General features: G+C 65.4%; 17 protein-coding genes and 4 pseudogenes. 11 read left to right on the top strand and 10 right to left on the bottom strand.

Features of this window, described 5'->3' with window-relative positions:
- Positions 1–280: 280 nt before the first annotated feature.
- The 8 genes and pseudogenes from ACRHIG_RS28265 to ACRHIG_RS28230 form a co-directional block, all read right to left on the bottom strand.
- Positions 281–583 (bottom strand): annotated as a pseudogene (locus ACRHIG_RS28265) (PAAR-like domain-containing protein); the annotation flags it as partial.
- Positions 580–1,158, bottom strand: a complete 579-nt coding sequence (locus tag ACRHIG_RS28260) for a DUF2169 domain-containing protein (protein ID WP_489630887.1) — start codon at positions 1,156–1,158, stop codon at positions 580–582. The gene ACRHIG_RS28260 and the pseudogene ACRHIG_RS28265, both read right to left, overlap by 4 nt.
- Positions 1,159–1,205: 47 nt before the next feature.
- Positions 1,206–1,787: pseudogene (locus ACRHIG_RS28255) on the bottom strand (DUF2169 domain-containing protein); the annotation flags it as partial.
- An 86-nt stretch (positions 1,788–1,873) separates the two neighbouring features.
- Positions 1,874–4,015, bottom strand: a complete 2,142-nt coding sequence (locus tag ACRHIG_RS28250) for a type VI secretion system Vgr family protein (RefSeq protein WP_489628652.1) — start codon at positions 4,013–4,015, stop codon at positions 1,874–1,876.
- 78 nt (positions 4,016–4,093) lie between these two features.
- On the bottom strand, positions 4,094–5,134 hold the full coding sequence (tssG, locus tag ACRHIG_RS28245) for a type VI secretion system baseplate subunit TssG (RefSeq protein WP_489628651.1): 1,041 nt from the start codon (positions 5,132–5,134) through the stop codon (positions 4,094–4,096).
- Positions 5,098–6,950 (bottom strand): annotated as a pseudogene (gene tssF, locus ACRHIG_RS28240) (type VI secretion system baseplate subunit TssF). Before tssF ends, tssG begins: the two are co-directional and overlap by 37 nt.
- Before the next feature lie 78 nt (positions 6,951–7,028).
- Complete coding sequence (locus tag ACRHIG_RS28235; RefSeq protein ID WP_489630886.1) at positions 7,029–7,841, bottom strand: outer envelope protein; 813 nt, start codon at positions 7,839–7,841, stop codon at positions 7,029–7,031.
- 230 nt (positions 7,842–8,071) lie between these two features.
- The gene (locus ACRHIG_RS28230; protein WP_489628650.1) at positions 8,072–8,257 is read right to left on the bottom strand and encodes a hypothetical protein; all 186 of its coding nucleotides are present in this window, start codon (positions 8,255–8,257) and stop codon (positions 8,072–8,074) included.
- A 34-nt stretch (positions 8,258–8,291) separates the two neighbouring features.
- Here ACRHIG_RS28230 and ACRHIG_RS28225 point away from each other — a divergent pair, with 34 nt between their 5' ends.
- From ACRHIG_RS28225 to ACRHIG_RS28200, 6 genes are all read left to right on the top strand, one after another.
- Positions 8,292–9,806 carry an ABC transporter ATP-binding protein gene (locus tag ACRHIG_RS28225; RefSeq protein WP_489628649.1) on the top strand — a complete coding sequence of 505 codons (1,515 nt, stop codon included), beginning with the start codon at positions 8,292–8,294 and terminating at the stop codon, positions 9,804–9,806.
- Positions 9,799–10,881 carry an ABC transporter permease gene (locus tag ACRHIG_RS28220; RefSeq protein ID WP_475417402.1) on the top strand — a complete coding sequence of 361 codons (1,083 nt, stop codon included), beginning with the start codon at positions 9,799–9,801 and terminating at the stop codon, positions 10,879–10,881. The genes ACRHIG_RS28225 and ACRHIG_RS28220 overlap by 8 nt, the downstream gene beginning before the upstream one ends.
- The gene (locus tag ACRHIG_RS28215) at positions 10,874–11,803 is read left to right on the top strand and encodes an ABC transporter permease (protein ID WP_139090222.1); all 930 of its coding nucleotides are present in this window, start codon (positions 10,874–10,876) and stop codon (positions 11,801–11,803) included. The genes ACRHIG_RS28220 and ACRHIG_RS28215 overlap by 8 nt, the downstream gene beginning before the upstream one ends.
- Positions 11,804–11,824: 21 nt before the next feature.
- Positions 11,825–12,910: a BMP family ABC transporter substrate-binding protein gene (locus tag ACRHIG_RS28210; RefSeq protein ID WP_489628648.1), complete on the top strand. Its 1,086-nt coding sequence runs from the start codon at positions 11,825–11,827 to the stop codon at positions 12,908–12,910.
- A gap of 120 nt (positions 12,911–13,030) precedes the next feature.
- A complete protein-coding gene (locus tag ACRHIG_RS28205; RefSeq protein ID WP_326458580.1) occupies positions 13,031–13,867 on the top strand; it encodes an HDOD domain-containing protein in 837 nt (278 codons plus the stop codon).
- Between the two features lie 135 nt (positions 13,868–14,002).
- Positions 14,003–15,616 (top strand): M28 family peptidase, encoded by a 1,614-nt coding sequence (locus ACRHIG_RS28200; protein ID WP_489628647.1) that lies wholly within the window; start codon positions 14,003–14,005, stop codon positions 15,614–15,616.
- A 170-nt stretch (positions 15,617–15,786) separates the two neighbouring features.
- On the opposite strand, the gene ACRHIG_RS28195 is transcribed toward ACRHIG_RS28200, so the two are convergent.
- Both ACRHIG_RS28195 and ACRHIG_RS28190 read right to left on the bottom strand, forming a co-directional pair.
- The gene (locus tag ACRHIG_RS28195; protein ID WP_489628646.1) at positions 15,787–17,001 is read right to left on the bottom strand and encodes an MFS transporter; all 1,215 of its coding nucleotides are present in this window, start codon (positions 16,999–17,001) and stop codon (positions 15,787–15,789) included.
- 171 nt (positions 17,002–17,172) lie between these two features.
- A complete protein-coding gene (locus ACRHIG_RS28190) occupies positions 17,173–18,171 on the bottom strand; it encodes an LLM class flavin-dependent oxidoreductase (RefSeq protein WP_489628645.1) in 999 nt (332 codons plus the stop codon).
- 216 nt (positions 18,172–18,387) lie between these two features.
- Between ACRHIG_RS28190 and ACRHIG_RS28185 the strand changes: the two genes are divergently transcribed.
- The 5 genes and pseudogenes from ACRHIG_RS28185 (at position 18,388) to galK (ending at position 23,230) form a co-directional block, all read left to right on the top strand.
- On the top strand, positions 18,388–19,893 hold the full coding sequence (locus ACRHIG_RS28185) for a dipeptidase (protein WP_489628644.1): 1,506 nt from the start codon (positions 18,388–18,390) through the stop codon (positions 19,891–19,893).
- A 68-nt stretch (positions 19,894–19,961) separates the two neighbouring features.
- Positions 19,962–20,481: pseudogene (locus ACRHIG_RS28180) on the top strand (galactose-1-phosphate uridylyltransferase); the annotation flags it as partial.
- Positions 20,455–21,063, top strand: coding sequence for a galactose-1-phosphate uridylyltransferase (gene galT, locus ACRHIG_RS28175; RefSeq protein ID WP_489630885.1), 609 nt, complete (start codon positions 20,455–20,457; stop codon positions 21,061–21,063). The pseudogene ACRHIG_RS28180 and the gene galT, both read left to right, overlap by 27 nt.
- Positions 21,060–22,166 (top strand): M24 family metallopeptidase, encoded by a 1,107-nt coding sequence (locus ACRHIG_RS28170; protein ID WP_475417395.1) that lies wholly within the window; start codon positions 21,060–21,062, stop codon positions 22,164–22,166. The genes galT and ACRHIG_RS28170 overlap by 4 nt, the downstream gene beginning before the upstream one ends.
- The gene (galK, locus tag ACRHIG_RS28165) at positions 22,163–23,230 is read left to right on the top strand and encodes a galactokinase (protein WP_489628643.1); all 1,068 of its coding nucleotides are present in this window, start codon (positions 22,163–22,165) and stop codon (positions 23,228–23,230) included. The genes ACRHIG_RS28170 and galK overlap by 4 nt, the downstream gene beginning before the upstream one ends.
- Positions 23,231–23,272: the final 42 nt, after the last annotated feature.

Raw genomic sequence — 23,272 nt, 5'->3', positions numbered from 1 at the left:
CAACGGGGGCGCCCACTCCCGTTGCCGCCACGCCAACGCCAGCCACGCCCAGCACGGCGCTGCCTGTCAGGACGGTCCCGCCCGCGTCCACCATGTCTTCGGCGGCGCCATGCATTTTCTTGGAGCCATGCTCCTTGTAGTCTTGTGCCGCTTCCCGTACCGCCACCTTCAGTTCCTTGAGCACAGGCTTGGCCGCCTCCGCGCCCCGCTCATAAATCTTGCCCACGGTATTGCGCGAATTCATCCATACTTCGCGTCCCATCTGTACCAGGCTGGCGCCGTTGGCGCGGTGGATGGCGCTGGCGGCCTTGGTGTCGACCTGCTTGCCGACGGTGCCGCTCTTGACGCCGCCTGCCTTGCCGGCCGCGTCGCCCTTGACGGTGGGAATGATGCTGCGCTGGTGCAGGATGACGGGCTCGCTGTGCGACTTGACGTTGGGCGAGGCGTTCTGTGCTTCCGAGAATTCACCGATGATGCTGTAGGGAATAGGGGGCGTGCTGGAGCCGACGGGCGTCTTGCAAATGTCGGGGCTGAGGCTGACACAATAGAAGCGCGAGGCTTTGGTGACGGTTTCATTCGTCATTTGTCTTTACCTTGCCCGGCCGCCAGTGCTTCCTGGGCCTGTTCCAGAAGTGCTATGCGGGCGATCTGCGCCGGCTCCATCGCGTGCAGCAGGCGCGACGCGACTTGGCCCGCGTCGGCCGGCACGATGGCGCGCCACACCAGTTCCACGCTGGCCGCCTCCGTATCGATCAGCACCGTATCGATGGCCACGCGCCAGACGAGCAACTGGTCGTTCTTGTCCGCCAGCAGCAGGCACAGTACTTGTTGCGGCAAGGCGAAGCGCAGCACCGTGTTGCCGCGCGGGTCGATGCGGGCTGATGAATGGTCGTGGCGGCACAGGTTGGTCAGCGTAAATTGTTCCAGTCCGGCCAGGTGCGGACATTGCTGGTCAGACGGCGTGCTGTTCCAGTAGGCGAAATCGAAGTCTTCCGGCAGGGTGGGGATTTCGTCGGCATCCCATTGATCCTTGGCTGCGATGCTGCCGGCCAGTGCGCGGCGCGGCAGCCAGCCACGGCCGATAACGGCAAGGCCCGCCGGCGCGGGCGGCTCCTCGCCGCCGGCGCCTTGCCAGAACTGGGCGGCCGTGCACGGCAGTGACGGCTGCGTGATGCGGGGGCGGGCACCTCATCGATATGTTTCCAATCCAGATACCAGTGCCGCATAAAGCCGCGTCCCAGCGGATTGGCCTGGCAGGAATCGTGTTGCGCCGCGTTGCAGTCGTCGGCCTCGATGTGGCATTGCCCTCCATAGGCGTAGGCGTAGTGCAGCGGCAATTGCAGGAACGGTTCAGGCGCGGACAAGTGCCACGGATTGGGCCGCAGCAAGCCCGCCGTGGCAATGCGGGCGCAGCCTTGCGCCAGGCGGGTGAGGATGCTTTTCTTGCGGAAGGCACGCTCGCCGCACACCTGCAAGGTCTTGTCGATCAGGGTCTTCTTTTCCGACCGCACCTTCAGGTTGACGAGAAATTGCGGCATGGCCTGCCCGCGCGGCGCGTGCGCCACGCCATTGACGATCACGTCGCAGCGCGGCTTGTAGGGCGCGAAGTCGCTCTCCTGCACCGTGCCCGCCTGCGTGTCGTCGTGCAGGTGCCGGTCTTCCGTGGCCAGCGGCGACTGGCGCGCCATGGGCAGCAGGCTGGCTACGCCGTCCGCGCCGCAGGGGCCGAGCGTGTAGCCCATGCGCGCCACCACCACGTGAAAGGCTGCGCCAAACTGGTCGACCATGTCGAACTGGCTGGCCGCATGCGGCGTGCGGTTGTCAAACAGCAGGTTGGGAACGTTGAAATGGGCGGTGCCGGCGTCGTTCATCGTCAGCCCGGATTATTGTCGATGTCGTCGCCGTGGATCTGCACCTTGGACCTGCCGCGGATGATGATTTCATCGGCAACGAGTTCAATTCGTCCCGGCGTGATGGTGATGCTGGACGTGCCTACCGTCATCGTGTGCGAATCGGTGGCCGTGAGCGTGCTGTCGGCGCCGACGATGACGCTTTTCGCCAAGCCGATCTGCTCCGCCTGCGCCAGCACCACCGTGGTGTTCATGGCGCCGATGACGGTGGTCTGGTAGGCGGCGCCGATGGTCAGCACCTTGGCCAGGCCGATCGTTTCGTCCTTGGCCAGGGTCACCCGTTCCAAGCGGTGGCCGTCGATCTGCACCTGTTCGTTGCCACCCACGTGTTCGCGGCGGTTGTCGCCGATGTCGATGTGTTCGTCGTGGTCCACACGCTCCCTGCGGTTGTTGTGCACGGTGATGTCTTCATCGTGGTCTACCGTCTCCGTGCGGTCGCGCTTGACGTGCACGGTTTCGTCGCGGTCGATGGTTTTGCGCCGGTCGTTGCCGACCCAGTGCGATTCGTCGTGCTCGACTTCGATGCGCTGGTCTTTTTCCGCGTGCAGCCACAGCTCTTCCGCATCCTTGCGGTCTTCGAAACGCAGGGCATTGGCGTGCGTGGCGGCCCCCTTTTTTGATGAGCGGCTCAGCATGCCGCTTTGTGTCTTGTTCGCTGGCAAGTCCCATGGCGGCATATTGCGGGCGTTGTAGACGCAGCCAATGATGATGGGCATGGCGACGTTACCGTCGAGAAATTGGACGGCCACTTCCATGCCCACCCTTGGCAGGCTGATGTGGCCGAAATTCGGGCCTGCCCAGTTCGATATTACGCGTATCCAGGGCGAACTCTTGTCGTCGAAGGTACCCAGGCGGTCCCAGTGGAATTGCACCTTCACCCGTCCGTAACCATCCGTGTGGATATCCTCGCCGGGCGGCCCGACCACGGTGGCCGTCTGCACGCCGTAAATCTTCGGTTCGCGGCTATGGAAGTTGCGGCCGGGGCGCCAGGGGATGTCACGGGCGATGCAGGTAAATGTGTTGCTGTAGTGCGAGGTGGCGCCGTGCCCTTGCTGATAGTTGTTGCTGGCGTAGTGGTGCACGGACAGGATCAGGTATTCGCTGGCTGCGCTGTCGAAATGCCCGGCCAGGGTGAACCAGCGTCCCGGTTGCGCCGTGCGGTCGTTGCCCTGCGCCTCGAACAGCTGGCCCTGGGCATCAACCTCTTCCATGCGGCGCTGGGCCAGCTGCTCGCCATCATCGAGGTTCTTGAAACCGTAGCTGCCCGTGTTTTCATACACTTCCAGGGACGGCACGGCGCCTTGTCGGTTCAATGAGTCGCGGCTGGCGCGGGCGCTGCGGGGATTCTTGAAATTGAAGCTGGCCACCGTCATCTGACTCGGGGCCATGCGCCGCACCGTGCTCCATTGATGCACGCCGTCGTCTTCCAGCGAACCGGCCTGGTGCTGGAAGGGCATTTCGCTCAGTTCACCGTCGATGGCCTGGCCGGTGGTGCTGTCGTCGCCCAGCCACAAGGTATGGCCGTCGTAGCGGTGTTCGTAGCGGTAGTGCCAGCCCAGCTGCTCCCAGTGGCGGTGCAGCAGGTTGTGGTCGCTCTCGTTGTACTGGCACGTGTAGGTGATGGCGGGATCGGCTCCGCTGGCGGCCAGCTTGTAGTCGCGCATCAGGTAGTCATCGAAGACCTTGTCCGTCAGCGCCGCCACCGTCAAGCCGTGGAAGGCGACATTGTTTTGCCGCAAGTGCAGGTGCGCCAGCCACGGCTCCAGCACCATTTCATAGAAAGCAAAACCGCCGTCCGTGCGCAGGAAGCGGAATTCGAACACATAGCCATTGAAGTAGCGCAAGGTGCCGTCTTCGCGCACCAGTTCGATGGTCACCATCTTGCCCATCACTTTGTCGAGGGCGATGCAGGCGTCGTCGGACAATACTTCCACCACATAGGAAAAATCGCGCGACAGGCTTTCGCTGGCGGTGAGGCTATTGGCCAGGAACTGGACGCCGGCAGGGCCGTCGCCATGCGGAAAGTGCAGGCGCAGCAGGCGCTGGCCCTGCATGTCGCCCACTAATACCGTCCATGCCGCCGTCGTATCGGGGAACTGGCTCATCGTGCATCGCTTCACGTTAGGAATCGTTGGCCGACTGTAGCAATAGCGAACACAAGCGTTTTTGCGCGGACGCAAGGTTCAATCGTTGAGTGAAGGCATCAATTGCATCTCGTAATGCATGTCATCGCGGTGGCGCGGCGTTGCCGCATCGCCGAGAAAGCTGTTGCGGCCGAGGCCAGCTTGCCCGGTGGCTGTCAACGTCGTCCCCCGCACATCGCTGGCGCGCAGCACTAGCACGATGTCGTAGCGCAGCAGCGGCTGGCGGAACAGCGTCAGCATGTGCCGCAGTGCCACGCTGGCCGGGGCGCGCGGCAGGAAGCTGGCGTGCTGTTCTGCTGTGAGCGGCCCGAGGCGCAGGCGCACGGCCAGATCGGGGCGGCGGCAGCGTTCGCCGATGGTGGCGCGCTGGCCCAGCACGGCGTTTGCCATGCCCAGCGCCGTTTGTTCTCGCGGCGCCAGGACGTCCATGGCGCCCGTCGCCTCGTCGATATGGCAGGGCACGCCAAAGTGGTCGGCGAGGATGCGCGCCATGACGACGGACGAGATGTTGCGCTGCTGGAGCAAGCCGCTGTACAGGCCGGCGGCGGCCTCGTCCTGGCTCGGGCGGCACGCGGCCAGGGCCAGCAGGCGCGCCAGGAAGTCCCCGCTGTGGCCGGCTTGCTCGATGCGGTATTTTTGCCAGGCCTGGTAAAACAGGACGACGGCGCGGCTGGAAAACAGGTCGAGAAAAGCGCGCGCACTGGTGTCGCGTTCGCTGTGCTGGTGCGCGACGATGCGCTCCGAATAGTGGCTGGGCAAGCTGCCCTGGCAGCCCAGCAAGCCCATGAAGGTGGGCGTGATGTGGATATGGTGTAAATGACCCGACAGCAGCGCTTGCAGCAAGGCATCCGCATCGGCGATGCCGCTTGTCGTGAGCGTCTCGACCTGGCTGGCGGGAAAGCGCAGCGAGACGCTATTGTCGAAGCGTATGAGCTTTGCCAGCGCCGTGTGCTCGTCGATGCCGTGTTCGGCCAGCCAGGCCAGCAGCAGGTGCAGGGCCTGGAAGCACTCGAAGCGCTGCGGCGCATCGAGCAATTGCTGGATCACGCTGGCGTGGCGTCGGCGCTGCGTTCCGGGCATCGTATCAGTTCCTCGCCGCTGCGGTGCGACAGCAGCGTCAGTTGGCTAAAGCAGTTGAGCTGGCTGTTCAGGGCGAAATAGCGTTGCAGCACCTGGGCAAAAATAGTGAAGCTGTTGCCGACGAAGGCTTGCTCGTCGATGCCCACACGGATGGCGATGCCGGGCATCAAGGTGGGAAACGGCACGGTGGGCATCCACGCACGCGTGCTGCCGTGTTCTAGCGTGACGATGCCCTGGATCAGGCGTTGCGTGGTGGGCGAGCGGGGCAGGTCGTACAGGCCCAGCATTTTCTGGAATTCGCCCAGGCCCGCTTGCGTCAGGCTGGAATAGTTGAGCGACAGGTGGGCAATCAGGCGCCAGTGCGTGTCCGCCAGAAAACGCACGCTGGGCGTGGGCTTGCGCAGGAAGCGCGCGGGGATGCCGTCGGGCACGTCTTCGGCCAGCAGGTCGCCGCCGGGCAAGCCGTAGTGCAGTTGCGTGGGCAAGTCGCGGTTGCTGCACAGCAGCTGCGTCGAGACCGTGGCGCAGGCGGCGCTGCTTGGTGAAAACTGCGGGTCGATCAGGCTCAACCGCATTTCATGGCCGGGGCTGACGGCCGCCACGGCTTCGTCGCGGCGCGCCAGCCAATACTGTCCTTGCTCTGGGCCATGCTCTGCCTGAGAACCCTGCAGCGTGGCATACAGCGGCAAGAAGGTGCTCAGACGCTCGCCGGCCTCGTCCTTGCGCACCACAGTGACGGTTTCGATGCTGTGGATGTCGTAGGCAAACGCATGCGTGGCATCGGCCACCAGCGCGTAGTCGGGCTCCGTGTGCGTGAGGCGGATCGGCACGCCGGACTTGGCAAACAGGTTGACGACGGGCGTGCAGCCCAGCAGCAGGTTGTCGCGGCTGGCGCCGGAGAGCAGGCGCGCCTCGTGGCTGTCGCTGCGCACGCCCTTGAGCGGCAGGTGCAGGGTGAACTGGCGGCATTGTTTCGGCAGAAGAGGAGCCAGCAGGGACCAGTCGACGTCGATGAAATGAAATTTTTCCGGAAACGCGAAGTACTCGGTCAGCAGGCGCAGGGCCGGGTGCGAGCGGGCGGAAAAGGGGATCAGCGCGTCGTCGTCCGCATAGCCGGCCGGTGCCAGCAAGGTGCCGTCGACGGCTTGCCACGGGCCGTATTCGTCCAGCGCCACGTACGCGCCCGCGCCGCGCAGGAACAGGGCGTCGAGCAGGGCCGCGCGCACGGACGGTTCGCCATCGGCAAACAGGCGCAGCCGGGAAAACCTGGCTGATCCAGATGGTAGTGATCGCTGCTGCTGGTGAATTGAATGCTGAGCAAGGCGCTGGCGCCGGCGGGCAGGCGCAGGCCGGGCGGCGCGTCGATGAGCGGCGAAAAATGAAGGCGAGAAATAGCCAGCGGTGCCAGGGTCACGTCATACGCGCTGGTGAATTTGCAGGCCACGCCCTGCACCGGCTGCGAGCGCAGCACGGTGCCGCGCGCCACATGTGCCACCTGGGCCAGCTGGCCGCCGCCCGGCGCTTCGTCTGCCGCGATGCGCACGATGGAGCACGAGGGAAAGGGCCGCAGATAGTGCGGGTACAAAGTTTCCAGCAGGGAATGGGTGAATTGTGGATAGGCGTCGTCGAGGCGCTTGGCGACCCTGGCCATGAGCAGGGCGACGGACTGGATCAGGCGCTCGACGTGCGGGTCTTCGCACGTCTCGCCGGCGATCAGCAGGCGCCCGGCCGCTTTCGGATAGCGGCTGGAAAACTCGCGCGTGTACTGGCGGAACAGGCCCAGCTCACGCTCGTAATACGGCAGCAGTTGTTCCACGGTCGCGCTCTCCGCCAGCAGGAAAGCTTCATGCTGGCATCAGGCGCGACGGTGGGTGTTGATGCGTGACAATGATTCTTAGAAATGATACTCCGCGCGTATCATCGGCGTCTTCGCCGTCTGGCCCACGTTGCCCGTGGTGGCGGGCGAGTTGCCGAACTTGTTCTTCCAGTACTGGTATTCCAGGCCCACGCGGAAGGTGTTCTTGGCGCTGCCCAGGGCTGCGCCCACGTCGTACATCACTTGCATGTCGATATTTGTTTCCACCGCCGTGTCGCGCCCCACTTCATCCTTGCCTTTCGAGTCGATGAGGTTGAAGAAACCTTCGAACGAGAACAGCGGCGACAATGGGATGGCCCAGGCGCCCGTCAGCATGGCGTGGGTTTTATACGTGTAGCGGCCCGTTACTTGCGAGATGGGCGGGAAGGCGCCGCTGGGGGCATTGCTTTCGCGCAGCAACAGCAGGCTGGTGTTGAAGAAGCCGGGCACGTCCCACATCAGGGTGGGGCCGGCCACCAGCATGCGCTTGCGCGAGTTGTAGCCGACGTCATTTTTCGTGTTGACGTCGAAGCCCAGGGTCACGCCGACGCCGCGCACGGGGCCGAACTTGATGTCGCTGCCGCGCACCTTGCCGATGTCGATGGTGTTGCGGTACACCAGGTACGCCTCTTGCGCGCCGGACGTCTTGCCCAGTGTGCCAGGGTCCTTGCTGTCGGAGATCAGGAAGTCCAGGTTGACGAAGTTGCTGCCGTATTTGTAGCCGCTGGCGTGCGTGATGGCAAAGATGTTTTTCTTGATGTCGTCCGGATTGAACGGTTCGCGGTAATCATTGCCGGCGCGCCAGCTCAGCGCGGTATCGCTCCATTCGGCGGCCTGGGCGGTCGCGCCCACGCCCAGAGTGGTGGTGAGGCAGAGCAACAGACACGGTATGGTTTTTGGCACTTTCGGCTCCTGATGGCGGTGTTGGGAAACGGAAACTGGGATGGCTGGGCGCAGGGGGAGCCCACTAGCGCATGAAGCGCGGCGGTGGGACATTGCGCGCCGTTCAATCCATGATGCGAGAAGCGCCGCACTGGGCGATATGTCTTGCCTGCATACTTACTATCAGTTCCTGCATATAATCATCGCACCTTCCCGCCCTTGCCGGGCAAGGCGGCCGCTGTAAAGCTGATAATTTTTTCAGAATTGTAGACAGGTGTTGTTTTTTTGCGGAAATAGAAATGCGTGCCGCCACGCCATCCCCCAAGCGCCGTGGATGCCGATACGATAGAGACAAGAGCTTGAATTTTTCCTCCACCGGCGACCATGCCGGCGACCCCGCAGCGAGGCACGAAAAAAACAATGACGGCACGCCTGGAATTACACGATATCAGCAAGCGCTATCCGGCTGTGGTGGCCAATGACGGCATCGATCTCACCGTCGCGCCCGGACAAATCCACGCCGTGCTCGGCGAAAACGGCGCCGGCAAATCGACCCTGATGAAAATTATCTACGGCGCCGTGCAGCCCGACGGCGGCCGCATTGTGTGGAACGGCCGCGAGGTCGGGATCGCCAACCCGTCGGCCGCGCGCGCGCTCGGCATCGCCATGGTGTTCCAGCACTTTTCCCTGTTCGATACTTTAACGGTGACGGAAAACATCGCCCTCGGTTTGCCCGCCGGCACCAACATGGCGGAGCTGGCGCAGCGCATCGAAGACACGGCGCGCCAGTACGGCCTGGACCTGGAACCGCAGCGCCACGTGCACACGCTATCCGTCGGCGAATGCCAGCGCGTGGAAATCGTGCGCGCCTTGCTGGCCAAGCCGCAACTGCTGATCCTCGACGAACCGACGTCCGTGCTGACGCCGGGCGCCGTGGAAAAGCTGTTCGCCACCTTGCGCCAGCTGGCGGCCGAAGGCTGCAGCATCCTGTACATCAGCCACAAGCTCGACGAGATCCGCGCCCTGTGCCATACGTGCACGGTGGTGCGCGCGGGAAAGAATGCGGGCGTATGCGACCCTTCGCAAGAGTCGGCGGCCAGCCTGTCGCGCATGATGATCGGCGCCGAACCGCCCGCCGTCACGCGCGTGGCGCGCACGCCCGGCGCCGCCATGCTGAGCGTGCGCAATCTGCATTTGCCGAAGAGCCATCCGTTCGCCACGCAATTGATCGATATCCATTTCGACGTGCGCGCGGGCGAGATCGTCGGCATCGCGGGCGTATCCGGCAATGGCCAGCAGGAATTGCTGGCCGCCCTGTCGGGCGAGGACATGCGCGCGGCCCCCGCCAGCATCGTGCTGAACGGCACGCCTGCCGGGCGCCTGCCGCCGGGCCGCCGGCGCGCCCTCGGTTTCGGCTTCGTGCCGGAAGAACGGCTGGGACGCGGCGCCGTGCCCGACATGGGGCTGGCCGACAACGTGCTATTGAGCTTGCAGACCCCCGCCACCATCCGCCACGGCTTTCTGCGCCGTGGCGCGATCGCGCAGCGGGCGGCCGCCATCATCGCCCGCTTCCAGGTGAAGGCGGGCGGGCCGCAGGCGCTGGCGCGCAGCCTGTCGGGCGGCAACTTGCAGAAATACATAGTCGGACGCGAAATCGTGCGCGAACCCACGGTGCTGGTGGTGGCGCAACCGACCTGGGGCGTGGACGTGGGCGCGGCCGCGCAAATCCGCGCCGAATTGCTGGCGCTGCGCGATGCGGGTTGCGCGCTGCTGGTCGTATCGGAGGAACTCGATGAATTGTTCGAGATCAGCGACCGCCTGCTGGTGATGGCGAAAGGAAAAATTTCACCGTCGCTGGACGTGGGCGAGGCCAGCGTGGACCTCGTGGGACAATGGATGAGCGGGCTGTGGCCGCAGGAGGCTGCCCATGGCTAAGTTCGCCTTGCGCCTGGAAGCCCGGCCCGCACCATCGCGGCTGATGTCGTGGCTGTCGCCCGTGCTGGCTGTGCTGCTGACCGTGCTGTGCGGCGCTTTGTTATTTCTTGCGCTGGGCCACGATCCGCTGGCCGGCCTGGCCGTCTTCTTCGTGGAACCCTTGCGCGATGCGCACGGCTGGTCCGAACTGGGGATTAAAGTCGCCCCTTTGCTGTTGATCGCCGTGGGCCTGGCCATCTGCTTTCGCGCCAACATCTACAACATCGGCGCGGAAGGGCAGCTGACCCTGGGCGCCATCTGCGGCGGCGCGGCGGCCCTGTACCTGGACACGGGCGATGGCGCGGGCGGCGCGGCCATCATCGGCATTTCCCTGCTGGCCGGCATGGCGGGCGGCATGGCGTGGGCGGGCCTGGTGGCCTGGCTGCGCGACCGTTACAACGCCAGCGAAATCCTCGTTTCGCTGATGCTCGTCTATATCGCGCAATTGCTGCTCAGCTATCTCGTGTACGGCGTGCTGCGCGACCCGGAAGGGTTCAATTTTCCTCAGTCGAAACTGCTGTCGGACGGCTTGCTGTTGCCGATGGTGATCAGCGATACGCGCTTGCACGTGGGTATCGTGTTTGCCCTGCTGGCCTCGCTGGGCGGCTGGTTGTATCTGTCGCGCAGCATTGCCGGTTTCCGCCTGCGCGTGGGCGGCATGGCGCCCGCCGCCGCCCGCTATGCGGGTTTTTCTTCGCGCAAGACCTTGTGGTCGTCCTTGCTGATCTGCGGCGCCCTGTCGGGCCTGGCGGGCGCCTGCGAAGTGCTGGGACCGATGGGGCAGCTGACGCCCACGGTCTCGCCCGGCTACGGCTTTGCCGCCATCATCGTCGCCTTCGTGGGGCGGCTGCATCCCGTGGGCGTGATTTTCTCCAGCTTCGTCATGGCCCTGTTCTATATCGGCGGCGAACTGGCGCAATCGCGCCTCGGCTTGCCCAGCGCCATCACTGGCGTGTTCCAGGGCATCTTGCTGTTCGCCTTGCTCGCCTGCGACGTACTGATCCAATACAAATTGCGCTGGAGAAAACATGGATAACCTGGCCCTGACGATAGCGCCCTTGATTGCCGCCAGCATCAACGCGGGCACGCCGCTGATGCTCGCCGCGCTCGGTTTATTGGTGAATGAAAAGGCGGGCGTGGTCAACCTGGGCGCGGAAGGCATGATGCTGGTCTCGGCCATCACGGGCTTTGCCGTGGCCGTCAACACGGGCAGCCCCACCCTGGGCTTCCTGGCGGGGGCAGGGGCCAGCATGGTCCTGTCGGGCTTCTTTGCCTGGCTGACCGTGTGGCTGGGCACGAACCAGTACGCGACGGGCCTGGCTTTATCTCTGTTCGGCGCGGGCGCGTCCACGTACATCGGCCTGAAGTACGTGGGCAACAGCCTGCAGAACGGCCGCTTCGGCATCCCTGTACTGGAAGACATTCCCGTGCTGGGGCCGGCCCTGTTCCGCCAGCATCCGATGGTGTATCTGTCCTTGCTGCTGTGCGTGGCCATCGCCTGGTTCTTGTACCGCACGCGGGCGGGCCTGGTGCTGCGCGCCGTGGGCGAATCGCCCGCGTCCGCGCATGCACTCGGCTATCCCGTGCGGCGTATCCGCCTGGCGGCCGTGCTGTTCGGCGGCGCCTGCTGTGGTCTGGCCGGCGCATTTTTGTCGCTCGTGTACACGCCGCTGTGGGTCGAGGGCATGGTGGCGGGACGGGGATGGATCGCGCTGGCGCTGACGACCTTTGCCACCTGGCGCCCGGCGCGCGTGGTGGGCGGCGCCTACCTGTTCGGCGGCATCACGATATTGACGTTCCACGCGCAGGCGCTGGGCGTGCCCATCGCCTCGCAACTGCTGTCGATGCTGCCGTATGTGGCGGCCATCGTCGTGCTCGTGCTCATTTCCAGCAATGCCAATTACATCAAGCTCAACATGCCCGCTTCGCTGGGGAAAAATTTCAATCCCGGAAATTAATCACTCACCACAAGGAAAACCATGTCCAAGAAACTATTGTGCGCCGCCGTCTGCAGTGTTGCGCTGATGTCCGCCATGCCTGCCATGGCTGCCGCGCCCGCCACCGTTCCGCTGAACGTCGGCTTCGTGTATATCAGCCCCATCGGCGACGCGGGCTGGACCACCCAGCACGACCAGGCGCGCAAGGAAATGGAAAAGGCGCTGGGCAACAAGATCAGCACCAAGTATGTGGAAAACGTGCCGGAAAGCGCCGATGCGGAGCGCGTGATCCGCGACCTGGCGCAAACGGGCAGCAAGCTGGTCATCACGACTTCGTTCGGTTACATGAATCCCACCTTGAAAGTGGCGAAGCAATTTCCTAATGTGAAGTTCATTCATTTGACGGGATACAAGACGGCCGTCAACGTGGCCAACACCAACGCCCGTTTCTACGAAGGCCGCTACCTGGCCGGCGTGTTGGCCGGCAAGATGAGCAAGACCCATGTGGCCGGCTACGTGGCGGCGTTTCCCATCCCGGAAGTGTTACAGGGAGTGAACGCCTTCACGCGCGGCATGCGCAGCGTCGACCCGAAGGCGGAAGTGAAAGTGGTGTGGGTGAATAGCTGGTTCGACCCGGGCAAGGAGCGCGACGCGGCCATCACCCTGATCGGCCAGGGCGCCGACGTGGTCACCCACCACACGGACTCGACCGCCGTGGTGCAGGCGGCGGAAGAGAAGGGCAAATATGCGATCGCCTACCACTCGGACATGAAAAAGTACGGGCCGAAGGCGCAGCTGGCCGCCGTCACCCACCATTGGGGCGAGTACTACACGAAGCAGGCGCAGGCCGTGCTGGACGGCACGTGGAAGTCCAGCAGCACCTGGGGCGGCATCAAGGATGGCATGGTCAAGCTGGAAGGCATCAACGCTGCCGTGCCCGCCGACGTGAAACAGTTTGTATTGGCGCGCGAGAAAGACTTGGTTGCTGGCAAGCTCAATCCGTTCAGCGCGCCGATCAAGGATAACGATGGCAAGGTGCGCCTGGACAAAGGCGTGCTCGACGATGCGGCGCTGACGAAGATGGATTATTTTGTCGAAGGCGTGACAGGGAAAGTTTCCGTAAAGTAATAGGGTTGCGTATAAACTTGCTGTAATATTGCCGGAAACGGGAGTCAGGCCGGGGATACATGCGCGTTCCCGGCCCACCCACACAGCAGAGCCTAATAGGCCCGTACCGGAGATCGACCCATGGACAGACTGGAAGTATTCAAGATTATCGCGCTGCAAGCGAGCAAGGGCGAGCTGACGTTCCCCGCCAACGTCAAGGCCACCTTGAAGCTGCAGGAAGCGCTGGACGACCCCGATTGTCATATCGAAGCGGCCGCCCGCATGGTCATGGCCGAGCCGCTGCTGTCGGCGCGGGTCGTGGCATTGGCCAACTCGGCCGCCTACAACCGTTCCGGCAATGAAATCGCCAATGTGCGCGCGGCCGTTTCGCGCCTGGGCTTTGCCACCTTGAAATCGATGGTGGCTTCCGTCATCGTGCGCCAGCTGGGCAGCCAGATTACGGACCCGCAATTGCGCGCCAAGGCGGCCAAGCTGTGGGAACACACGGCCCACGTGGCCGCGCTGAGCCAGGTGATTGCCAGGAAAGTCACGCATGTGGACGTGGAAACGGCCATGTTTGCCGCCATCGTGCACGAAGTGGGCGGCTTTTATCTGCTGTCGCGCGCCGAGGAATATCCGGGTCTGCTCGACGACAACACGGAAGACTGGATCGAATACGGCGAAAAACTGATCGGCCGCGGCGTGCTGCGCCAACTGCAGGTGCCGGACATGGTCTTGCAGGCAGTGGAAGGCATGTGGCACGGCGGCAGCACGTTCCCGCCCCGCACCCTGGGCGCGACCCTGGTGCTGGCCAACGATCTGTCGCCCGTCGGCTCGCCGCTGCACCCGCCGGAAAGCGCCGCGCGGCGCCAGGCGGCGGCGAAGATCGACTTCGGCATCGGCGGCAGCACCCTGCACACGATCCTCGAGGAATCGGCCGAAGAGATCGAATCGCTGGCGGCCGCCTTGCTCGTGTAATTTACTCGGCCATGACATCCCCGCCTTGCCGCGGGGATTTTTTTCGTCCGCATTTTGCCGCGCTTGCCCCATGGCATACAATCGCCGGCCCGGCCATCCGCCGGACTGAATGTCTCCTCTTATCCAAAGGATCTTATGCAGAAGCTGTTTTCTTCCCTCGCCTTGACTGCACTGGCGTTTTCCGCCCAGGCCGCCACCAGTTTGCCCGTGGTGCAGGAAGCGCCCCTGCGCGCTCACCTGGCCTTCCTGTCCAACGATTTATTGGAAGGCCGGGGCACGGGCCAGCGCGGCGCCGACCTGACGGTGGCGTATTTGGAAACCCAGGCGCAGATGGCCGGACTGCAACCCGTGCGCGGCAACAGCTACCGCCAGAGCGTGCAGATCGCCGGCGTGAAGTCGCTGCCGGCCGAGAGCAGCCTGCAGGCGGTGGCGGGCGGCAAGGCCGTGCCGCTGGCGTTCGGCCCGGACTGGGTCTGGGCCACGGGCGACTCCGTTGCCGCCCACACATTCGACGCGCCGCTCGTGTTCGTCGGCTACGGCATCACGGCGCCGGAAGAGGGCTGGAACGATTTCAAGGGCGCCGATGTCAAAAACAAGATCGTCGTCATGATGGTCAACGACCCGCAGCCGACCGCGCTTGATCCGAACCGCTTCGCCGGCAAGGCGCTGACCTATTACGGCCGCTGGACCTACAAATTCGAGGAAGCCAAACGTCAGGGCGCGGCGGGCGTATTGCTGATCCACACGAAACCATCGGCCTCGTACGACTGGAGCGTGGTGCAGAACAGCTGGAGCGGCAGCGAACGTTTTCAACTGGCAGACCGCACGGCCGGCACGCCCTTGCAGGGCTGGATCGCGGAAGAGGCGGCGCGCCGGCTGTTTGCGGCGGGCGGACAGGATCTGGACGCCTTGCGCGCCAAGGCGGAAAGCAAGGATTTCCAGGCCGTCGCCTTGAACGCCAAGCTGTCGGGCGAGATGAAGTCCATCGTGCGCAAGGTGGAACAATTCAATATCGCGGGCATGGTGCCGGGCACCGACCCGACATTGAAAGATGAAGCCGTCATCTACAGCGGCCACTGGGACCACCTGGGCAAGCAAGGTGACTCTGGAGACACGATCTACAACGGCGCCGTCGACAACGCGTCGGGCACGGCCGGCTTGCTGGCCATGGCGCAGGAAGCCGTGAAAAAGCCTGCGAAGCGCACGCAGATATTCCTGTGGGTGGCGGCCGAGGAACAGGGGCTATTGGGCAGCGCCGCCTACGCGGCCGATCCGCTGTGGCCGCTGGACAAGACGGCCGCCGCGCTGAACCTCGACAGCCTGAACTTCGTGGGCGCCACGCACGACATCGGCGCACAGGGCAGCGAGCGCACGGAGCTGGGGGCGATGGCGGCGGCAACCGCCAAAGCCATGGGCATGCACATTGCGGCAGCGCGTCCCGACCTGGCCGGCGGTTATTTCCGCAGCGACCATTTCAGCTTTGCCAAGGCGGGCGTGCCCGCGTTTTCCATCAATGGCGGACGCGAGTACATCAAGGACGTGGCAGCGTCGAAAGCCAAGGCCGCCGCCTACGGCCCCCGCTACCATCAGGTCACCGATGAGTACGACGCCAGCTGGGATCTGTCCGGCATGACGCAGCAGGCGCAATTTACCCTGAATCTGGGGCAAGCCGTGGCGAATGCGGCGAAGATGCCGGCCTGGAAGGCGGGCGATGCGTTTGGCAAGGCGCGCGGGCAGGCCGCGAAATAAGACTTGGTCTGTGCAAGCAACGTTGTCGGATTACACGCGGCCTCGCCGCGCCTCGGCGGCCCCGCTAATCCGACCTACGCCTGTTCGCTTGGAGCAAGTGCGTAGGTCGGGTTAGCGCGCCAGCGCGTAACCCGACAACATTGTTGGCGCCGCAGCCCCGCAGCGCCGGATCAAGCCGTCCGTTCCAGCTTGCGCTGCGCGTGCCGGTACTTGCTCCACACCAGCAGCAGCAACAGCGGCATGGCGCCGCCCACCATGCACAGGGCGGGCCAGCCGCCGGCGGCAAAGCTGGCGCTGGCCAGGGCTGAGCCGGCCGACGCGCCGATGAAGCCGCCCGCGATGAAGACGGTGGTGACCCGCGCCCGCGCATGCGGCGCCAGTTTATAGATGATGGACTGGTGCGTCACTTGCAGGCCCATCACGCCCATGTCCAGCAGCACGATGCCGATCAACAGCAGCACCAGCGAATGGGCGCCGAAGCCGATCAGGGCCCAGCCCGCGATCGAGGCGACCGCCAGCAGCCAGGTGGCCTGGCGCGCATAGCCGCGGTCGGCCATGCGGCCCGCCGTGTTGGCGGCAAAGGCGCCCGTGGCGCCCGCCAGGCCGAACAGGCCGATCTGCATTTCCGAGTAATGATACGGCGCGCCGCTGAGCAGGAAGGTCAGGCCCGTCCAGAACACGCTGAAGGTGCCCAGGCCCAGGCCGGAGAACAGGGCGCGCTGGCGCAGCAAGGGTTCCTGGCGGATGATGTCAGCCAGCGAGGCCATCAGCTTGCCGTATTGCAGCGTGCCACGTGGCGCCTCGTTCGGCAGGATGCGGCGCAGCATGACGAGCAGGGCGGCCACGACGATGGCGGCCAGCACGTAGATGGTGCGCCAGCCGCCGCTGATCTGCGACACGGTGCCGGACACGGTACGCGCCAGCAAGATGCCCAGCAACAAACCCGTCATGACGGTGCCCACCATGCGGCCCCGGCTGTGGTCGGGCGCATACGAGGCCACCATGGCCGTGACCACCATCAAGGCGCTGGACGTGATCCCCATCAGGACGCTGGCGATGGCAAAGACGATGATGTTCTGGCTGGTGGCGGCCAGCAGCAGGGCACCGATCTTGGCGATCAGCATCCACGTCAGCAACTGGCGGCGGTTCAGCACGTCACTGAGGGGCACCAGAAACACGATGCCCAGCACGTAGCCGATCTGCGTCGCCGTGACCAGGTAGCCCGCTTGCGGCACGCTGACGCCAAACGAGGCGGCCAGCATGGATGTGAGCGGCTGCACATAGTACAGGCTGGCGACGAGCACGCCGGCGGACAGGGCGAACAACAGGATACGGGTGGAGCTCAGCAGGGCGCTGGCATCGACGGACGAGGGTGCAGATTTCATGCGATACAACTTTCTTGGAATGACGCTTTTGGATGAGCATGATAGCGGGGCTGCGCATTTCTTGCCGGGCGCGGCCGATTTTGCGGCTGGGCGTGAGCAAAAAAATCCCGGCGATCGTTGCCGACGGCCGGGAAAAGGGTATTTGGGGAAATACCGGGGGAGACAGTGAAGTTACTGCGCGCGCGCCAGCTCCGCATGCACCTGCGCCGTGATTTCATACGAGCGCAGGCGGTGCTGGTGCTCGAAGATCTGCGAGGTGATCATCAATTCGTCGGCACCCGTTTCGGCGATGAAGGCGGCCATCTTTGCCTTCACCGTGTCCGGTGCGCCGATGGCCGTGCAGGACAGGACGGAATCGAGCATGGCGCGTTCCTGCGGGCCCAGCTGTTCCAGGTAGCCGGGCACGGGCGGTTGCAGACGCGACGGGCGGCCCGTGCGCAGGTTGACGAACGCCTGCTGCATCGACGTGGCGCGCAAGTGCGCCTCGGCATCCGTGTCGGCGGCGAAGACGTTAAAGCCCAGCATCACGTACGGTTGCACCAATTGTTTCGATGGCTTGAAGTGCTCGCGGTAGTAGGCCACGGCTTGCATCATCATCTGCGGCGCGAAGTGCGAGGCGAAGGCATACGGCAAGCCCAGGTGGGCCGCCAGCTGGGCGCCGAACAGGCTGGACCCCAGTATCCACACGGGCACTTTCGCGCCCTTGCCGGGCACGGCCAGCACGCGCTGGCGCGGTTCGTCGGACATATAGTCGATCAATTCCAGCACGTCCTGCGGAAACTGTTCCGCGTCGGACTGCAGGTCGCGGCGCAGGGCGCGCGCCGTCGTCTGGTCGGAGCCGGGCGCGCGGCCCAGGCCCAGGTCGATGCGGCCCGGATGCAGCGCTTCCAGCGTGCCGAACTGTTCCGCGATGACCAGCGGCGAGTGGTTCGGCAGCATCACGCCGCCCGCGCCCACGCGGATGGTCTTGGTGCCGGTCGCCACATGGGCGATGACGACGGCCGTGGCGGCGCTGGCGATGCCGGGCATGCCGTGGTGTTCGGCCAGCCAGTAGCGGTTGTAGCCCCAGCGTTCGCCGTGCTGCGCCAGGTCCAGCGTGTTCTTGAACGACTGGCTGGCGTTGCTGCCTTCGGCGATGGGCGCGAGGTCGAGTATGGAAAATGGAATCATGGTAGCGATATCGGGACGTGGTGGAAAATCACAATGGACGATTTGTCTATCCCCTGACGCTGGCAGGGTCACCCATGACGGCGTGGCGGGGAAGACAGGCTGGGCACATGATAATGCGAATCGGGAATTTGCGTACTGATCGGTAAAAAACTCGTAGCGATTGGAAATCGGTGCGGGCGATGCTAGAGTGGGCCTCCCCACTTTACGCGTCCCGCCATGTTCAAGAAACCCCTGCTGTTGTCCCTGCTTGGCCTGCTGCTGCAGCCCTCCGTTCACGCCGCCCCCGTCAGCCCGCAGGCGCAGGAGACGGCCCGCTACGCGCTGGCCACCTATCCCGAACCGCTGATCGCCAGCCTGGCAAAGATGGTCAGTTTCAACACGGTGGCCGACCCGGCCGTGCCGTTTGCCGAGAATCCCCAGCACACGGGTTTTAAACGCTACCTGGCGGCCGAGGCGCAGCGCCTCGGTTTCGATTTCCACGATCACGGCCATGTGCTGGTGATCGGCATGGGCAAGGGCAGCGAGCGGGTGGGCGTGATCACGCACGGCGACGTGCAGCCTGTGAACCCCGCCAAATGGGCCCGCTCGCCGTTTGAGCTGGACCGCACCAGCGAACCGGGCAAACTGCTGGGACGGGGCACGGAAGACGACAAGGGCCCCATCGCCACGGCCCTGTACGCGATGAAAGCCATCCAGGACAAGCAAGTGCCGTTGAGCAAGCGCATCGAGCTGTACGTGTACATGGCCGAGGAGTCGGACTGGGAACCGCTGAAACAGTTCCTCAAGACCCACACGCCGCCGCAGCTGAACATCACCATCGATGCGGAATACCCGGTGGTGACGGCCGAGAAAGGCTATGGCTCCATCAAGCTGACCTTGCCGCCGCGCACGGCCATGCCGGCCGACGGCGGCCCCGTGCTGAAGAGCCTGACGGGCGGCTTTTTCGGCAGCCAGATTCCGGAAGACGCGCTAGCCGTCATCGAACGCGCGCCGGCCGCGCTGGAAGCGGCCATCCGCGCCCGCGCGCAGCAGCAGAAGGGCATGCGCTACAGCTACGCGCGCGAGGGCGGCGCCTTGACGGTGACGGCGCTGGGCGTGTCGGCCCACTCGTCGAAGCCGGAAGACGGCGTCAACGCCATCAGCATGCTGGCCGACGCGCTGGCCGTGCAGCCGTGGCGGGGCACGCAGGCGGCCGACATGCTGTCGTTCCTGAATGAACTGGTGGGTACCGGCATTTACGGCGAGCGCTTCGGCCAGATCGCCTACCGCGACGGTTTCATGGGCCCGATGACGGTGGCGCCTACCGTGCTCAAGCAAGATGGCGGCGCGCTGGAACTGAACATCAACCTGCGCCGTCCGCAAGGCAAGACGGCGGCCGTGCTGCTGCAGCAGGTGACGGCCGCCTTCGATGGCTGGAAGGTGCGGCGCCAGGTGCCGGCCGCGTTGCAGGTGCAGATCGGCGAGCCGTGGCTGCAGACGGCGGCGCCGCAGATTCCCACCTTGCTGTCCGTTTTCGAGCACTACACGGGCATGGCGCATCCGCAACCGGTGTCCATCGGCGGCGGCACCAATTCGCGCCTGTTCCCGAATGCCGTCAGCTTCGGCCCCGCCATGCCGCATACGGTGTACACGGGCCATTCCGAGCATGAGTTCATCACGGAAAAACAGTTGCTGCTGAACTTGCAGATGTACACGGCCGTGCTGATCGAACTGGCGAAATAAACGTCTTCGCCGGAACTTTTTGGGCAGTGCCAGTCTTAAGAATTCGTGTCTTAAGATTGCGAAACATCATGTATTGCAAGCAACTCGCCAAGCCCGACGGGCGCCAGCTGACTCTGTACAGCCGGCGTCCCATCGTCGTCGCCGGCGTTGCACCGAGTCCCTTCCCCGCGGCGCAGGAAGCCAATCCGCACTTGCGCTGGCATCCCTTGCGCGGCGAATGGGTGGCGTATGCGGCTTACCGCCAGGGCCGCCCCTTCCTGCCGCCGGACCGGTACAACCCGCTGGCGCCCACGCGCGATCCCGCGCAGCCGACGGAATTGCCTGCCGGCGATTACGACATCGCCGTCTTCGACAACCGCTTTCCCACCCTGGCGCCGCACGCGCATGATCCGCCCGACTTGACGGTCGCCACGGCGCCCGCCCGCGGCCATTGCGAAGTGGTGGTGTTCGCGCAGGATGCCGGCGCCTCGCTGGGCACGCTGGCGCTTGGCCACATGGCCTTGCTGCTGCAGGTGTGGGGAGCGCACGGCACAGCTGGCCAGCCGGCCCGGCATCGCGTACGTGCTGCCGTTCGAGAACCGCGGCGCGGAAGTGGGCGTGACCCTGCACCATCCGCATGGCCAGATCTACGCCTACCCCTTTGTGCCGCCCGTGCCGGCGCGCATGCTGGAGCAGGAACACGCACATTTCGCCAGCCATGGCCAGGCCCTGCTGGTCGACATGGCGCGGCGCGAAGCCGATGACGGCGCGCGCCTGCTGTACCTGGGGCCGGAAGCGATCGCCTTCGTGCCCGCCTGCGCCCGCTATCCGTATGAAGCGTGGGTGATGCCGCGGCGGCAGACGGACAGCTTTGCGGCCTTGTCGGCGCGGCAGCGCGACGACCTGGCGCGCGCCCTCAAGACTGTGCTGCTGAAATACGACGGCTTGTGGCGGCGCGCCATGCCTTACCTGATGGCCTGGTACCAGGCGCCGCCAGACGGCCGCGCGCACCCGGACACGCAGCTGCACGCACAGTTTTATCCGCCGTACCGCACGCGCGAACGGCTCAAATATCTGGCCGGCACCGAGCTGGCCGCCGGCATGTACGCCATGGATGCCCTGCCCGAGGAATCGGCGCGGCAGCTGCAGCAAGTGCGCGTGGCATGGGAAATGGCAGAGGAAATCGCATGAACTGGAATGTCGAACTGGAAATTGCGCACAAACTGGCGCAGATGCGTGGCTGGCTGGAACAGGAAAGGGCCGGCGCGTTGCGCCTGCGCGGCGTGGACTGGTTCGCCTGGGCCACGGCGGGCGCGTCGGGCAGCAGCTGCCAGACGGCCGAGTGCGGCTGTGCCGAGGTGCTCGTCACGCGCGATGCGGCCTACATCCTCACCGATGCGGCCGAGGCGCAGCGGCTGCGCCAGGAAGAGGTGCGCGGCAGCTGGACCTGGCAAGTGACGCCGTGGATGCAGCCCCGGCTGGCTGAATTGCGTGAGCATTTCGTGCAGCATGCGGCGGGAGGGCGGCCCGTGCTGTGCGACCGGCCCGGCCTGCACGAGCGCTGCCTGCCCGTCGCCTTGCGCGAGGAGCGCCTGCCCCTGCTGGCGCCGGAACAGGCGCGCTACCGCGAAGTGGGCCGGCTGGCCTCCGCTGCCGCCAGCGAGGCGCTGCGCGCCGCGCGGCCCGATTGGAGCGAGCAGGAACTGGCCGGCGCCTGCGCCCGCGCTCTGTGGTCGCGCGGCCTGCATGCCGTGTACGTGCTGGCGGCGGGCGCCGAGCGCTTCGAGCGCTACCGGCGCGCGCCGCCCGCCGCGTCGCCGCTGGGCGAACGGGCCGTGCTGGCGCTGTGCGCGCAAGGTTTCGGCCTGTGCGCCAGCTTGAGCCGCCAGCGCCGTTTCCGTCCTGCGCGCGACGGCATCGGCGAAGCCGACGCGGCCATCCTGGCGCTGGAAGCGGTGGCGCTCGATGCCTGCGTGGCGGGGCATGCGCTGAGCATGGTGTATCACGCGCTCGACAGCGCCTATGCATATGCGGGCCAGCCCGATACGGTGCAGGAATTCCGGCAGGGCGGCATCGCCGGCTACCGCGCGCCCGAGGTGGCCGCCGGCGCGCATACGGAAATCGCCCTGAAGGACGGCATGGCCGTGGCCTTCCATCCCAGCCTGCCCGGCAGCATGGTGGAAGACACTTTCCTGCTCAGCGGCGGGCGCCTGCACAACCTGACCTGCGATCCGGACTGGCCGGCGGCAACGGTGCAGGGACGGCGGCGTCCGCTGACCCTGGAAGTGCAATGATCACTCCCGACGCATATTTCGGCGCCGTCCCCGTGGTGGCGGCCTCGGCGCCCGGAAGGGTCAACCTGCTGGGCGAGCATACGGACTACAACGACGGCTACATGCTGCCGTGCGCCACGCCGCAGCGCACGCGGGTGATACTGGCGCCGGCCGCCGACGGGCACCACCAGTTCTATTCGGCCACCCTTGACGAACTCGTGCGTTTCGAGCGCCAGAGCGCCGCGCCGCCCGGCTTCGGCTGCTACCTGGAAGGCTGCATACGCCTGTTCGAGGAGCGCGGCGTCGCGGTGCCGGCCGTGCGCGGCCACATCGATTCGGACGTGCCGCCGGGCGCCGGCCTGTCGAGCAGCGCCGCGCTGGAGATCGCCATGCTGCGCGCGCTGCGCCAGTTGCTGGGGCTGCAGATCGACGACGTGTCGCTGGCGCTGATGGGGCAGCAGGCGGAAATCCGCTACGCGCAGGTCAATTGCGGCGTGATGGACCAGATGGCGTGCAGCCTGGCCGACGAGCATCACATGCTGCTGCTCGACGCGCGCACCCTGCGCCATGCGCTGCTGGCGCTGCCCCACGACAGCGAGGTGCTGGTGGTCGACAGCGGCGTGCCGCGCACCCTGGCCGGCAGCGCCTACAACGTGCGCCGCGCCGAGTGCGAACAGGCGGCGCGCCTGCTGGGCGTGGCGGCGCTGCGCGACGTGCGCGAGCCGTCCGTGGTGGAAGGCTTGCCCGAGCCGTACCGCCGCCGTGCGCGCCACGTGGTCAGCGAAAACCTGCGCGTGCTGCAGGCTTGCGGCCAGCATGGTCCCGTGCTCTTCGGCCAGCTGATGGCGCAGTCGCACGCCAGCCTGCGCGACGATTACGAGGTATCGCTGCCGGTGCTCGATGCGCTGGTGGCGCTGCTGTCGGCGCAGTCCGCCGTGTACGGCGCGCGCCTGACGGGCGCCGGTTTTGGCGGCGCCTGCGTGGCCCTGTGCCGCAAGCAGGGCGCGGCCAGCGCGGGGCGTACGGTGGTGCAGCGCTTTAACGCCCTGGGACACCACGCACGCATGGTGGTTCCGCTCGACTGAGCATGGTTTGATCCTGCTCATGCGTTACAGGGCAAGCCCCAT

The organism is Janthinobacterium sp. C22 (genome assembly GCF_057919405.1).
The sequence above is the reverse complement of the archived record's forward strand: the minus strand, read 5'-3'. Positions and strand labels throughout refer to the sequence as shown.

Excerpts from the sequence above, each read along its gene's own strand:
- ACRHIG_RS28250 (WP_489628652.1), bottom strand. The coding sequence starts at position 4,015 with ATGAGCCAGTTCCCCGATACGACGGCGGCATGGACGGTATTAGTGGGC.
- tssG (WP_489628651.1), bottom strand. The coding sequence starts at position 5,134 with ATGCCCGGAACGCAGCGCCGACGCCACGCCAGCGTGATCCAGCAATTG.
- ACRHIG_RS28230 (WP_489628650.1), bottom strand. The coding sequence starts at position 8,257 with ATGGTCGCCGGTGGAGGAAAAATTCAAGCTCTTGTCTCTATCGTATCG.
- ACRHIG_RS28225 (WP_489628649.1), top strand. The coding sequence starts at position 8,292 with ATGACGGCACGCCTGGAATTACACGATATCAGCAAGCGCTATCCGGCT.
- ACRHIG_RS28220 (WP_475417402.1), top strand. The coding sequence starts at position 9,799 with ATGGCTAAGTTCGCCTTGCGCCTGGAAGCCCGGCCCGCACCATCGCGG.
- ACRHIG_RS28215 (WP_139090222.1), top strand. The coding sequence starts at position 10,874 with ATGGATAACCTGGCCCTGACGATAGCGCCCTTGATTGCCGCCAGCATC.
- ACRHIG_RS28210 (WP_489628648.1), top strand. The coding sequence starts at position 11,825 with ATGTCCAAGAAACTATTGTGCGCCGCCGTCTGCAGTGTTGCGCTGATG.
- ACRHIG_RS28205 (WP_326458580.1), top strand. The coding sequence starts at position 13,031 with ATGGACAGACTGGAAGTATTCAAGATTATCGCGCTGCAAGCGAGCAAG.
- ACRHIG_RS28200 (WP_489628647.1), top strand. The coding sequence starts at position 14,003 with ATGCAGAAGCTGTTTTCTTCCCTCGCCTTGACTGCACTGGCGTTTTCC.
- ACRHIG_RS28195 (WP_489628646.1), bottom strand. The coding sequence starts at position 17,001 with ATGAAATCTGCACCCTCGTCCGTCGATGCCAGCGCCCTGCTGAGCTCC.
- ACRHIG_RS28190 (WP_489628645.1), bottom strand. The coding sequence starts at position 18,171 with ATGATTCCATTTTCCATACTCGACCTCGCGCCCATCGCCGAAGGCAGC.
- ACRHIG_RS28185 (WP_489628644.1), top strand. The coding sequence starts at position 18,388 with ATGTTCAAGAAACCCCTGCTGTTGTCCCTGCTTGGCCTGCTGCTGCAG.
- ACRHIG_RS28170 (WP_475417395.1), top strand. The coding sequence starts at position 21,060 with ATGAACTGGAATGTCGAACTGGAAATTGCGCACAAACTGGCGCAGATG.
- galK (WP_489628643.1), top strand. The coding sequence starts at position 22,163 with ATGATCACTCCCGACGCATATTTCGGCGCCGTCCCCGTGGTGGCGGCC.